The sequence below is a fragment of the Mesorhizobium sp. L2C066B000 genome (assembly GCF_000502335.1).
Classification (GTDB): domain Bacteria; phylum Pseudomonadota; class Alphaproteobacteria; order Rhizobiales; family Rhizobiaceae; genus Mesorhizobium.
Genome location: NZ_AYWZ01000001.1, coordinates 76601 through 88930 on the forward strand (window position 1 = coordinate 76601; position 12330 = coordinate 88930).

Below are 12330 nucleotides of genomic sequence, written 5' to 3' on the forward strand. Positions count from 1 at the left end.
GCCCTGCAAAATCCGCATCCTGAAGCTGCCTTTTTCCCGCTGGAATCGTCTTGTAGTCGCGTCCTACATTAGGAGGGGCTTGCGGATGAGAATTGCAATGGTCGTCGCGTTGACTGCGACAGTGGCAGGGTGCGTATCGTCTCCGGTCCAGTATGGAGCCTCGCTCTCGACCCAAGAACCGAAATGGGCGACGCCGGAATGCCAGCAGGCCCGCACCGATGCCATGAATTACGACGCGCGCGAGAAGGAGCATCCGGGATGGGCCGCCGGCGTCGTGCTGGGGCCCTACAGCATGGGCCTCGTGGCGGCCATCAAGGAGAATGAGCAGAAGCAGCGAAGGCTGTTGGCGCGCCAGATGCATCTACAGTGCTCGAGCCTGCCGCTGCCGAAGGATTTGGACTTCGATCCGCAAATCTACGCACCAAAGCCGACGCATTATCCCTGAGGGTGGCCTGACGGCGGCGATCATGATGCGCCCTTGGCCAGAGGCCAGTCGACCGGCCCGCGCAGCTCGGGTAACAATGACCGTCTTTGGCGAAAGGGGTCCAATGCGGCAAGTGCCCATCGTGATGCAGCCGTTTGGCGGCATGGCGAACAAGATGTTCCAGTACATGTTTTGCCATGTGCTGGCGAAGCGTATCCCCGGTGGCTATGTCTGCGACGCCGACCTGCCGGAATGGTCCATTGCCAGGGTGCGGCCGCCTTTGTTGTGGAAATACCGGCTGCTTCGGGTCGACGGCTATCACCGCTACGACCTCGACGGGATCATAGCCGCGTTCCGCGACAGGCGGGCGCGGAGCATCCGCTTCAAGGGCTTCGCGCAGCGGCTGGGTTATTATGACCGGGACGAGGTCTCCGGGCTTTTCGACGGGCGTGCCGTCGCCGCGCCGACCCATGGCGACGATTTCCTCGTCATCCATGTGCGGGCCGGCGACATCCTCGACGGCTTCCACCGCAACTATTGCCCGATGCCATTCGGCTTCTTCGAGACCCTCATCAAGGATAGCGGCCGCAAGCCGGTCTTCGTCGGCCAGACCCATGAGGACAACGATTATTGCCGGCGCCTGCGTCAGCGTTTTCCCGATGCTGTCTTCGCGCCGAAGGCGTCGCCATTGACCGATTTCGAGACGCTGCGCCGGGCGAGCCATCTCGTCACGGGGGTGAGCAGCTTCTCCTGGCTGGCCGGTTGGTTGTCTTCGGCGCGGACGATCCATCTGCCGGTGGCCGGCATATTCGACCGGTGCATCAGGCCGGATATCGACCTGCTGCCCCTTGACGACCCACGCTATCGGTTCCACCAGTTCGACATGGGCGACTGGACGGGCTCTTCGGAGCAGCTTGCGGCATTTTATGGCGATGCGATCCCGTTCCGGCAGGTCGAGCCTCAAGCAGCAGCGGGTGGCGCGGGGAAAGCGTTGCGATGAGAATTCCGTTTTCCGTCAACAGGCCGGTGATCTGCGCGATCATGAAGCTGGAGCAGCCCTATGTGATCGAGTGGGTCGCCTGGCACAAGCTGCATGGCTTCGACCTGATGATCGCCGACAACTGCAGCGCCGGCCCGCAGTCGGCGGTGCTCCAGGCGTTGCGCGATGCCGGCTGGATCCGGCTCGTCGACTGGCGGCACGACACGGTGCTGCCGCAGCGGCGGGCCTATTCCTATCTTTACTGGCAGGCATTGCTCCACGGCTATCGCTATCTGGGCTTCATGGACGCCGACGAGTTCCTCGAGCCGCTCGACGGGCCGCCCTGGAGCGGAGCCGAACTGGTCCGCTCGCTTTTGAGCCGCCCGGGCGTGCGCAGCGTCGCCTTTCGCTGGGTGAATTTCGGCAGCGACGGCAAAGAGGCCTATGACGACGAACTGGTGACGGTGCGGTTTCAAAGGCGCGGCACGCATGACGCCCCGACCGCGCGCTGGAAGAAGTCGTTTGCCCGCGTGTCCTCGGCGCTGCGCAAGGCGCTGCGGGATCCCGGGCAGTTCATGCCGCACCCGCACGGTTTCCGCATCTCGCTGCGCAGGACGCTGGTCGACGGCATGACGCTCGACAAGCACCCGGCGGCCATGCCGATGGAATGGAAGATCGGCTGGATCCGCCACTATGCCGTGAAATCGAGGCAGGAACTGGCCGACAAGCATGCCCGCGGCGGCGGCTTCACGCCGTCGAGCGAGGCGCCGTCGCTGGACGAGTACCGGGTATCGAGAGATCAGAACGATATTCTCGATCCGCTCGACGATGCGACGGTGGGCGCCTTGCGGGCAAAGGTTTCGGAAATCGTCAGGTCGCTCGACCCCGCGGTGATCGCCCAGACGCGGCCGCTTTTCACGCAGCGGGGTTGAGGATCAGCGGCGCGGTAGCCATGCCGTGAAACGACATCGTGGCGCGGCGCTCGGCATTTGCGGCATCGAGCCGCCATCCGGGCGCACGGGTGAACAGGGCTTCTATCATCGCCGCGATCTCGATACGGGCGACATGTTGCCCGAGGCAGACATGCAGGCCGGTGCCGAAGGTCATCGACATGGCTGGCGGGCGCGTGAGGTCCAGCCGGTCGCCATCGGCGAAGACGGCATCGTCGCGATTGCCGCTGCCGAGCACCGGCACGACCGCTTCGCCAGCCGCAATCCTGACGTCGCCGAGGTCGACGTCCTGCGCCGCGATGCGGGCGACGGCGTATTGCACCGAGGCGCCATAGCGCAGCAGTTCGGCCGCCGCGCTGCTCCAGTCGACAGCGCCGCGCTCGAGCAGCGCGCGCTGTTCGGGAAATCGATCCAGCGCAACAATTGCGTTGCCGAGAGCGTCGACGACAGTCTCCTGTCCGGCAAACAGCATGAAGACGATGTTGGCCACCATGTCCCCGCGCGACCAGCGGCCTTGCGCAACCTCCCGCACCATGCCGGCAACCATTCCGTCCGGCCGGTAGGCCTGTCGAGCCAGCCGCTCCTCGACAAAAGCCTGGCATTCGCGATAGGCCTCGGCGCTTGCTGCCGGCGGCTGCGCTCTTCGCAGGTCGAATGCGCTGGCCATGCGGCGGGTCACCGATTTCAACGCCCAAGGGTCCTCGATCTCGATGCCGAGGATTTCCTGCAGCAGCCAGAAGGACACCGGCACGGCGAGCCCGGCGACGGCGTCGACGCGGCCATCCGCCAGCGCACGCTCGACCAGCTCGTGGCTCAGCGCGCGAAGACCTTGCGTCAGCGCTTCGATGGCCGGCCGTGAGAAAAAGCCAGCGACCGGCCGGCGCAAGGCGCCATGCTGAGGCGGATCGGCGAGCAGCACCGAGCGGCTGAGCAGAGCCATGGGCGCATGGTCGACGAGCTTGCGGCGGACCTCTTCATATGTACCCGGCGGCGCCTGAAGAAGAGCGGGATGCTTCAGCGCGCCCGACACCAGCTCATGGCTGAACACATAATGCGCGTCGGCCAGCTCGGGATAGGGCGCGACGCCGCGCGCAATGCCGCCGGCGGCGCGCATGCGGGCGAAATGCGGAAACGGGTCGTCGCCGAGCGCGAACGGATCGAAATGCGGAGCTGTCATGACGGCTCGAATCTCATGCCTTGAGATTCTTGGCTGAAATGACCCTGAAGCCGCCTGACGTGGCGTCCTGCGGGAAGAAGTCCGGCATGACGTAGAGGAACTCGCATCCGTAGACGCGGTAGTGCATGCGCAGCAGCGGATCGCGGATGATCTCTTCCAGCGGCGGTCTTGTGCCGGTCTGGTTCCAGCGGTCGATGGTGGCGCGGAACCGCGCATCGGCCTTGACATGATCATACTCTTCGCCCGAGGAGCCGGCATAGGACGAGCAGCGGCCATCGCCGATCAGCCAGCTGGCGCCCAGGCGGCGGCCGTGGCTCTCCATCTCCTTCAAGAGCCGCACCGCCGTGTTGGAGCCGCGATGGCTCGGCCGGACGCAGAGATTGTAGGCGTAAAGTGCGTAAACCGGCTCGCTGCGCGGCAGCGATGCATAGGCATCGAAATTCCTGGGGAAATCGGCGCGCACCAGCGGATCCTGGCTGGTCTCGGTAAAGCAGATGGTGCCAGCAAGCAGATCGCCATCGATCGCGCCGAACATGGTGTGTCCGAGTGCCAGCCGGTGGCGGATGGTCGTTTCGCTCGCCTGCAGCGGTGCGGCCCAGGCGGCAGCCTCAAGCTCCATCAGCAAAGGGATGTCTTCCAGGTCTAACCGGCGGATGGGTATCGCAACATCGTCTAAATTCATGTGTCGGCTGCCTCGACTTCTAACGCGTTGATGGCGCATGGCAGTTTCTTGCCAATGCGGTTTGCAGCTTCACGGAAACGTCAACCTGTTCTATCTCCTGTTTGACGCATGCCGGATCGAGAACCATTTCACGGCTTTCACAAGCCTGTCTAATTATCATGGTTCCCCTTTGCAACTACATACGGACAACGGAAACGCATGATATTTTACGTCGCGCACCGGGAGCACGCCTACACGCAGGCGGTGGTGCTTCTGTATCACCGGACTGACCTGGAGGCGTGGTTCCGGCTGGTGCGCTACGAGGATGCCGGGCTGCTGCGCGGCGTTCGCGCCGGGGTGGTCATCTGGTCCGACATGGACCGGCTGACATCGGACGAATTGAGCCGCGCGGCCGGCATCAGCGCCGAACTGGCTGACAACACCGGCCTGACGCAGCTCAATCACCCGACCGCCAGCCTGCAGCGCTTCGACCTGCTGCGCCTGCTTCATGCCGACGGCAGCAACGCTTTTCGTGTGTTCAGGCCGGACGAGCTGGAAGAGGCGATACGCTATCCCGTTTTCATCCGCGACGAGACGGGCGCACTCTACAGGGAGCCGCCGCTGCTGCACGACCGGCCGGCGCTGGACGCCGCGATCGCCCGGCTGGACGGTAGCGATCTGGTGCGGCCGATGGTGGTGGAGATGATCGGCTCCCCCGGAATGGACGGTTATTTCAGGAAGTACGCGGCGTTTCGGGTCGGCGATACGATCTACGGCCAGCATTGCGCCATGTCGAAATCGTGGTTCGTCAAGAATTCGCCCGAGCAATTGCTGCCGGCGCATATCGAAGAAATCAGGACCTATATCGATACGAATCCTGACGCCAATGCGGTCATGCAGGTCTTCGAAAAAGCCCGCATGCAGTATGGCCGCATCGACTACACTTTCGTGGACGGCAGGCTTGTAGTGTTCGAGATCAACAGCAACCCCACCGTGCTCAGCGACCCGCCGACGCCGTTCGCCATCTATGACCCCAAGCCCTTTGCCGATCTTCAGGCCGACGCGCTGCTCGCGCTGCCGCAGGCTACCGAGGCGGACTCGCTGGCTGCAATCGACACCGCCCACCAGTCGGCGCTGGCCAAGTTGCGGCGCCATTACCAGATGAGGCGGTTGAAGTTAACGCTGCGTAAAGTGCTCAGGAAGAGGAAATAGCCGCCGCCTCCTCCGCAACCCGAAAGTACACCACGTCACGTTTCGTCGGATCTTGTCACAGCCTGCCTGGAACCAAATCACGGGCTAGATTGTTCAAGTCGGTTACGACGCCGACGAGCCCTGCCGGTTGGGTGAGCGGCGCACTTGAGGAGCTCCCACCATGACCATCTCGTCCAGCTTTCGTTCGCTCGCGGTTGCGGCCATCACCACTGTGTCCGTCAGCGCTGCCAGCGCCGCGCATGCCGATAGCGGCACGATCCGCTTTGCCGTTTACAAGGCGGCCTTCTTCGTCGGCGGTTCCGGTGGCGAGGGCACGCTGACCTTCCATGGCCGCATTTACCCCATCACGATCGGCGGCGTCTCGGGCGGCTTCGCTTTCGGCGTTTCCAAGACCTACTTCAAGGGCACCGTGCGGCACATCCGCAGGGTCCGTGATGCGACCGGGGTTTATGGCGCGGCCGGCGGTGGCGGCGCGCTCGGCAAGGGCGCGCAGGTGATCGTCATGACCAACGACAAGGGCGCGCAGCTTGAGCTCACGGGCCGGCAGGTGGGGCTGCAGGTGAATGCGGATTTGAGCGGGATGGCGATTTCGTTGAAGTAGGGGGCGCTCCCTCGCGTTCTCGGTGGGGTAAGCTCGTCTGGGGCGATGATAATCGCCTATGGCTGCGCCAGCCCCCTCATCCGGCCGCTTCGCGGCCACCTTCTCCCCGCTGGGGAGAAGAGGCTGGCGTTGACGCTGGCGCCCTCCTCTCCCCTCGGGGAGAGGTCGGATTGCCCCGAATTGCCCTTCGCAATTCGGTTGGCAATCCGGGTGAGGGGGAACTTGCTCCCGTGCGCTTGGCCTGAACCTTGGATGGGGAAGCTTCGCCCAATGCAGCGTCGGGCGCCAGCCCCTACCTCTCCTCCACAATCCTTAGATACGCCGCCGTCACGAACAGCACGATCAGCCCGAACAGTATCCGTCGTGCCCCCTCGGGCATCTGCAGGATGGTCAGCAGAGTCGTCAGCACGGTCAGGATCAGCGCGCCGATGATGGTGCCGGTGTAGCCGCCGCGGCCGCCGAAGATGGAGGTGCCGCCGATGACGGCGGCGGCGACCGAGGGCAGCACCAGCGGTTCGGCGAGCGACAGCGAGGGGGCCTTGATCAGGCCGATATAGAGCAGGCCGGTGATGCCGGCGAGCACGCTGGAGGTGACGTAGAGCGCGGTGATGACCTGCCAGTATTGCACGCCCGACAGGCGGGTCGCGCGCTCATTGTCGCCGACGGCGTAGAGCAGGCGGCCGAAGCCGGTGCGGGCGAGCGTGAAGACGATGAGGGCGGCGAGCGGCACGAACAAAAGCAGCGCGTTGGGGAAGCCCCATGTCACGCCGGTGCCGAGCCAAGCCAAGAAGTCGGGGATTTTTGCGCCCGACGCGATCACCGTGCGCTGGTAGACCTGCAGGCAGCCGGTGCCGATCAGGCTGGTGCCCAGCGTCATGATCAGCGGGTGGACGCGGAAGACACCGACGCCGATGCCGTTGACGAGGCCGATCAGCACCGCCGGCATCATCGCCAGCAGGAACGCCACCGCCGGGTCCTGGTTGACCACTTGCGTCGCCATGATGAAGGCGCTCATCGTTGCCACCGTGCCGACCGACAGGTCGATGCCGCCGGTCAGCATGGTCATGGTCTGGCATCCCGCGAGGATCGCCAGCGGGATGGCGAATTTGATGGTGTTGGCGATCCAGCGCTCGTTGACGATGCCGGGGCGCAGGACCTGCAGGATCACCACCAGGATGACGAGCAGGATGATGAGCGGGATGAGCGGCCGATCGGCCATGAAGCGCTTGACGCGGCGGCCGAAGGGGACGGGGGTGATGGCGGTGGTGCTCATGGGGTGGCTCTTGCTCGCGATGAGGTTTGCATGGTGCGGCAAGTTGGCGAGGACAGTGCTCTACGGCGCCCCCCTCTGGCCTGCCGGCCATCTCCCCCACTTGTGGGGAGATTGGCAGCTTCAGCGCCTCGCTCATTCTTGCAAGGTTGGAGATTGGCGAAGGTCGTCGCGACATCCAATCTCCCCCCTTGTGGGGGAGATGTCCGGCAGGACAGAGGGGGGCGCGAAGGAACGCCGACGTCTCTCTGCGACAGCCCTCCCATCATTGCGGTCTCCGCATCGTGATAAACGCGCCGAACATCACCACCGCCACCATGATCAGCCCCTCGACGATGGCGGTGACATTCGGGTCGATGGCAAGCAGCGTCAAATCCGTGCGCACCAGGCGCAACACGAAGACGGCGACGATCGGGCCGAGCAGGCCGCCCTTGCCGCCGCCGAGGGCGACGCCGCCCAGCACCACGGCGGCGACGCTGGCCAAGAGATAAGGGCCGGGGATGGGGGCGCCGATGCCGGTGCTCATGGTCAGCGCGAGGCCGCCGAAGGCGGCGAACAGGCCGGACAGCGCATAGGCGATGATGCGAGTGCGCTTGACCGGCACGCCGGAGCGGAACGCCGCCAGTTCGCTAGAGCCGATGGCGTAGATGGAGAGGCCGAGGCGCGAGCGCCTCAGCGGTATCCAGATGACGCAGAGGCACACGATCAGCACCAGCAGCGCCTTGGGCAGCCAGGCGTCTATGGCGTCGGGCAGGCCGGGGATCGGTACGGTGCCAGAGATCAGCGCCTTCAGCCATTCGGCGATGCCGCCGCCCGGCGCGTCGAGTACCAGCAGGGCTGCACCCTGCAGCACGAACAGCACGGCCAGCGTCACAACAATGTCGGGCACGCGGGTGACGACGATGAGCAGGCCGTTGAGTGCGCCGAGCACGAAACCCATGGCCAGCACGAAGGGCACCACGAACAGCGCGTATTCCTCGCTCGCGCCATTCATCATCGACGCCGCGGTGACGCTGGTCAGCGCCATCATGGCGGCGACCGACAGGTCAATGCCGCCGGCGATGACGACGACAGTCTGCGCGGCGACTGCGAAGGCATAGGGCAGAACGGCTCGGGCGAGCGAGCCGAAATCATTGCTGCCATAGGCCGGCTGGATGATCCTAGTGGCGATGAACAGGACGATGAGCAGGGCGAACAGGCCGACGACCCAGCCTTGGCGGCGCAGGAAATGGCTCATGGCGCGGCCTCCGGCGAAGCCGAAGTGTTCGCGGTCGGATCAGCCAATATGCCGATATCGGCCTTGGCGCCGCGCGGCAGGCCGTAGGCGGCGCGCATCAGCGCCGGCTCGTCGGCCTCCTCGACCGGAAAAATGTCGACGAGGCGGCCTCCGAAGATGACGATGACGCGGTCGCAGACGCGCTGCACCTCTTCGAGTTCCGAGGTGTAGAACAGCACCGACTTACCGTTGCCGGCGAGTTCGCGCAGCAGCTTGTAGATCTCCTGCTTGGTGCCGACATCGATGCCGCGCGTCGGGTCGAAGCACAGGATGGTGCGGGCATTCGCCGCGATCCAGCGGGCGATGGTCACCTTCTGCTGGTTGCCGCCCGACAGGCGCTGCACCTCGCCTTGCGCGCGGGTGTCGATCTGCAGCCGCTCGATGGCGCTGAGCACGGTCGCGCGTTCGCGGCGCATGTTGATCGGACCCCAGTTGCGCAAGGCAGCGCTGAAAGGCAGCGCGATGTTTTCGCGCACCGAGCGCTGCATGGCGAGCGCTTCCGAGCGGTCGCCCGGCACATAGGCAATGCCGGCGCGGATGGCGTCGATCGGATGCGAGAATTTCACCGGCTGGCCATCGACTTCGATCGTGCCGCCGGAGGGCCGGATCGAGCCGGCGTGGGCGGCGAACAACTCGTCCTGGCCCTGGCCTTCGAGCGCCACGACGCCGGCCACCTCGCCATCGGCAAGATCGAAGGAGACGTCGCTGAGCTTGGCGCCGACGCGGAGATTGCGCACCGAAATGCGCGGCCGGGTGGTCGCGGGCGCGGCCTTCTCGGCGGCACTGCGGGCGGCGACATGGGTTTTCACGATGCGGGTGCCGAGCATCAGCTCGACGATCTTTTCTTCCACGCCCGGCACGATGTCGACGACGCCGACGGTCTCGCCGTCGCGCAGCACGGTGGCGCGGTCGCACAGCGCCGAGATTTCGACGAAGCGGTGCGAGATGAAGATCACGGCGCGGCCCGAATCGCCCTGGCGGCGCACCACTTCCAGCACCTTTTCGGCAAGGTTGGCGGGTAGGGCCGCCGTCATCTCGTCAAGCAGCAGCACGTCGGGCTCGACGGCGAGCGCCCGCGCCAGGTCGAGCACGCGCAGCACGGCCAGCGGAATGTCGCGCGCGGTGTCGCGCAGATCGAGGTCGGCAATGCCGAGCTCGCGCACCCAGGCGCGGAACGGCTCGACCGGCGTGCCGGTGAGCCGCAGATTGGACAGAACGTCGAGATCGGGGATCAGCGACGGCTCCTGGTAGACGGGCAGCAGCCCGGCGCGGCGCGCGGCGGCCGGCGAGCGAATGTCGCGCGCCTCACCGCGGATCAGGATGCGGCCGGCATTGGCTGGAATGGCGCCGGTCAGGATCTTCACCAGCGTCGACTTGCCGGCGCCGTTGGCGCCCATCAGCGCGTGGACCTCGCCCGGCAGCACGGAGAGCGACGCGTTACGAAGTGCTGCAACCGCGCCGTAGTTCTTGGCGACGCCGGTGGCGTCGAGGAGGGGGCTGGTGGTCAAATGGTTTGGGTCTCGGTTTGTGTGGTCTGTTCAATGCAGCAATACGCCACGCTTGCGCGCGGCGTATTGTCGAGAGGCTCCCCCTTCTCCCCCTGTGGGAGAAGGTGTCGCCGAAGGCGACGGATGAGGGGTGTTCCAGGGAATGCCAACGTCTCACTTCGCTGGAACACCCCTCATCCGTCTCGGCGCTGCGCGCCGATCCACCTTCTCCCACAAGGGGAGAAGGCAGAAGCGCTGCTGCTTACTCCCCCGGCCCCTTGCAGGCCACGATCTGGTCCTTCGTGTAGGTCGTCCACTCCGGGATCGAGATCGAGACCGGCCATTCCGGGCTGAGCGACGGATCGGCGGCTGCCTTCAGCTTGGCCTTGCCTTCGTCGGTGGCGTTGTCCCAAAGCTGCGGGTCGACCAGCACGGTCTGCTGCGCCGGCTTCTTGCCGTCGAGGATCTGCAGCGCCAGCGTCACGCCCGCGCCGCCGATCGAGCCGGGGTTGGTGACGGCTGCACCGACGAGACCTTTCACCGAGCTCAGCTGGCCGACGAAGCCGGCATTGTCGGCGCCGACCACCGGCACCAGCGGCGCCTGCGATTCGACCAGCGCGTCGACGATGACGTTGTCGATGCCCGACGTCCACACGCCGTTGAACGGCGTGCCGGTGGCCAGGAACGACAGCATCTGCTGCTTGGCCTGATCCTGCTGCCAGCCGGTGAAGACTTCCTGCGCCACCTTCACGCCGGGGTTTTCGGCCAGCGCCTTCTTGAAGCCTTTGTCGCGATCGCTGTCGGCCGAGGCGCCGGCGGCGCCGCGCATGTAGAACACTTCGCCCTTGCCGCCCATCTGCTGGAACAGCCATTTGGCGCCGAGATAGGCATACTGTTCCTGGTTGTTGGAGATGATGTAGGCCGACGGTTCGGTCACCGCCTGGTCGACGGCAACGACGACGATGCCGGCCTTGGTGGCTTCTTCCAGGCCCGCCTTGATGCCGGCGGGATCAGCGGGGTTGACGACGATGGCGTCGACCTTGGCGCTGATCAGATTGCGGATGTCTTCGAGCTGGCCGGCGGCATCGGTGTTGCGGTGGGCGATGTTGAGCTTCGTCACTTCGCCCGAAGCCAGCGCCTGCGCCTTCATGGCGCAGACCATTTCCTCGCGCCAGCCATTGCCCTGCACGGTGTTGGAAATGCCGATCGTATATTTGGCTTCGGCCGACGACACGCCCATCGATGCCAGCAAGGCAGCGCCCGCAAGCAACGGGACCATGGTCAGTATTTTCTTCATGTCAGTACTCCTCCACATTGTTGTTTTTCGTCTCAGGGCCAGACCCTTCGGCAGGATCGGACCAAGTCATTACCTCGTCATTTGACGAAGGGACGCAGCACGTCGCGGGCGAGCAGGAAGCCCCGCTTCACCGCATCGTCGTTGCCTTCGAACCGCCTGTCCTCATGTTCGATGATGACCGAGCCGTCATAGCCGGCGCGGTAAAGGCCGGAGAAGAAGCCGCTCCAGTCGACATCGCCCAATCCCGGCATGCGCGGCACCTGCCAGCCTATCCCGGCGGAAAGGATTCCGCGCTCATACAAACCATCATGATCGATCATCAAATCCTTGGCGTGGACATGCAGCATGTAGGGGCCGAACTCCCGGATGAAACGGCCCTGGTCGATCATCTGCCAGACCAGGTGCGAGGGGTCGAAATTCATGCCGACCTCGCCGCCCCAGGCCTCGAGGATGCGCCGCCAGATGCAGGGCGAATAGGCGATGTTGTGCCCGCCCGGCCACTCGTCATAACTGAAGATCATCGGGCAGTTCTCGAAGGCGAGTTTTACCCCGTGATCGCGCGCATAGGCGACGGTCTCGGGCCAGACTTTCAGCGCGTCCTGCCAGTTGACGTCGACGGTCTTCGAGGCATCGCCACCGCAGAAGGTGTTGACCACCGGCACGCCCATATTGGCGGCCAGCACGATGACCTTCTTCAGATGGCCGATGACGGCCTCGCGATGGGCGGGGTCCGGATGCAACGGGTTGGGATAGTAGCCGAGGCCGGAGACCGTCAGCTTCTTCTCCGTCAGCGAAGCGACGATCTCCTTGGCCTGCGCCGCCGAGGTGGAAGCGGCATCGATATGGCTGGTGCCGGCATAGCGCCGCGTCGCGCCGGAGGTCTTCGGCCAGCAGGCGATTTCCAGCGCCTCGAAGCCGGCCGAGTGCGCCCAGCCGGCGACCTCGCCAAGCGGCGTCTCCGCAAACGGTGCTGTAAGCACTCCAAGTTTCATTCTG

12 protein-coding genes are annotated in these 12330 nt (G+C 65.1%); 5 read left to right on the forward strand and 7 right to left on the reverse strand.

What is annotated here, in order from left to right; translation table 11 throughout:
* The first annotated feature begins 85 nt into the window (after positions 1-85).
* The 3 genes from X733_RS165290 (at position 86) to X733_RS165280 (ending at position 2335) form a co-directional block, all read left to right on the forward strand.
* Entirely contained in the window at positions 86-445 is a 360-nt protein-coding gene (locus X733_RS165290; RefSeq protein WP_023817191.1) for a hypothetical protein, read from the forward strand.
* Between the two features lie 103 nt (positions 446-548).
* Positions 549-1424, forward strand: coding sequence for an alpha-1,2-fucosyltransferase (locus X733_RS165285; protein WP_023698639.1), 876 nt, complete (start codon positions 549-551; stop codon positions 1422-1424).
* Positions 1421-2335 (forward strand): glycosyltransferase family 2 protein, encoded by a 915-nt coding sequence (locus tag X733_RS165280; protein ID WP_023817192.1) that lies wholly within the window; start codon positions 1421-1423, stop codon positions 2333-2335. Before X733_RS165285 ends, X733_RS165280 begins: the two co-directional genes overlap by 4 nt.
* On the opposite strand, the gene X733_RS165275 is transcribed toward X733_RS165280, so the two are convergent.
* Positions 2319-3530 (reverse strand): cytochrome P450, encoded by a 1212-nt coding sequence (locus X733_RS165275; RefSeq protein WP_023817193.1) that lies wholly within the window; start codon positions 3528-3530, stop codon positions 2319-2321. The genes X733_RS165280 and X733_RS165275 overlap by 17 nt on opposite strands.
* Positions 3531-3543: 13 nt before the next feature.
* Entirely contained in the window at positions 3544-4212 is a 669-nt protein-coding gene (locus X733_RS1000000170070; RefSeq protein ID WP_031202403.1) for a hypothetical protein, read from the reverse strand.
* A gap of 198 nt (positions 4213-4410) precedes the next feature.
* Between X733_RS1000000170070 and X733_RS01000000165690 the strand changes: the two genes are divergently transcribed.
* Together X733_RS01000000165690 and X733_RS165265 are read left to right on the forward strand one after the other, a co-directional pair.
* Positions 4411-5403: a hypothetical protein gene (locus X733_RS01000000165690; protein WP_023817194.1), complete on the forward strand. Its 993-nt coding sequence runs from the start codon at positions 4411-4413 to the stop codon at positions 5401-5403.
* A 160-nt stretch (positions 5404-5563) separates the two neighbouring features.
* Entirely contained in the window at positions 5564-6004 is a 441-nt protein-coding gene (locus X733_RS165265) for a hypothetical protein (protein WP_023817195.1), read from the forward strand.
* 292 nt (positions 6005-6296) lie between these two features.
* Here the strand turns inward: X733_RS165265 and X733_RS165260 are convergent, their stop codons facing one another.
* The 5 genes from X733_RS165260 to X733_RS165240 all read right to left on the reverse strand — a co-directional run bounded on the left by X733_RS165260 (position 6297) and on the right by X733_RS165240 (position 12326).
* Positions 6297-7277 carry an ABC transporter permease gene (locus X733_RS165260; RefSeq protein WP_023817196.1) on the reverse strand — a complete coding sequence of 327 codons (981 nt, stop codon included), beginning with the start codon at positions 7275-7277 and terminating at the stop codon, positions 6297-6299.
* Between the two features lie 262 nt (positions 7278-7539).
* The gene (locus tag X733_RS165255) at positions 7540-8511 is read right to left on the reverse strand and encodes an ABC transporter permease (protein ID WP_023817197.1); all 972 of its coding nucleotides are present in this window, start codon (positions 8509-8511) and stop codon (positions 7540-7542) included.
* Positions 8508-10058, reverse strand: coding sequence for a sugar ABC transporter ATP-binding protein (locus X733_RS165250; protein ID WP_023817198.1), 1551 nt, complete (start codon positions 10056-10058; stop codon positions 8508-8510). Before X733_RS165250 ends, X733_RS165255 begins: the two co-directional genes overlap by 4 nt.
* Before the next feature lie 241 nt (positions 10059-10299).
* The gene (locus tag X733_RS165245; protein ID WP_023683115.1) at positions 10300-11334 is read right to left on the reverse strand and encodes an ABC transporter substrate-binding protein; all 1035 of its coding nucleotides are present in this window, start codon (positions 11332-11334) and stop codon (positions 10300-10302) included.
* 77 nt (positions 11335-11411) lie between these two features.
* A complete protein-coding gene (locus X733_RS165240) occupies positions 11412-12326 on the reverse strand; it encodes a sugar phosphate isomerase/epimerase (RefSeq protein ID WP_023817199.1) in 915 nt (304 codons plus the stop codon).
* Positions 12327-12330 lie beyond the last annotated feature (4 nt).

Excerpts from the sequence above, each read along its gene's own strand:
- X733_RS165280 (WP_023817192.1), top strand. The coding sequence starts at position 1,421 with ATGAGAATTCCGTTTTCCGTCAACAGGCCGGTGATCTGCGCGATCATG.
- X733_RS165245 (WP_023683115.1), bottom strand. The coding sequence starts at position 11,334 with ATGAAGAAAATACTGACCATGGTCCCGTTGCTTGCGGGCGCTGCCTTG.
- X733_RS165275 (WP_023817193.1), bottom strand. The coding sequence starts at position 3,530 with ATGACAGCTCCGCATTTCGATCCGTTCGCGCTCGGCGACGACCCGTTT.
- X733_RS165290 (WP_023817191.1), top strand. The coding sequence starts at position 86 with ATGAGAATTGCAATGGTCGTCGCGTTGACTGCGACAGTGGCAGGGTGC.
- X733_RS165255 (WP_023817197.1), bottom strand. The coding sequence starts at position 8,511 with ATGAGCCATTTCCTGCGCCGCCAAGGCTGGGTCGTCGGCCTGTTCGCC.
- X733_RS165265 (WP_023817195.1), top strand. The coding sequence starts at position 5,564 with ATGACCATCTCGTCCAGCTTTCGTTCGCTCGCGGTTGCGGCCATCACC.
- X733_RS01000000165690 (WP_023817194.1), top strand. The coding sequence starts at position 4,411 with ATGATATTTTACGTCGCGCACCGGGAGCACGCCTACACGCAGGCGGTG.
- X733_RS1000000170070 (WP_031202403.1), bottom strand. The coding sequence starts at position 4,212 with ATGAATTTAGACGATGTTGCGATACCCATCCGCCGGTTAGACCTGGAA.
- X733_RS165240 (WP_023817199.1), bottom strand. The coding sequence starts at position 12,326 with ATGAAACTTGGAGTGCTTACAGCACCGTTTGCGGAGACGCCGCTTGGC.
- X733_RS165260 (WP_023817196.1), bottom strand. The coding sequence starts at position 7,277 with ATGAGCACCACCGCCATCACCCCCGTCCCCTTCGGCCGCCGCGTCAAG.
- X733_RS165285 (WP_023698639.1), top strand. The coding sequence starts at position 549 with ATGCGGCAAGTGCCCATCGTGATGCAGCCGTTTGGCGGCATGGCGAAC.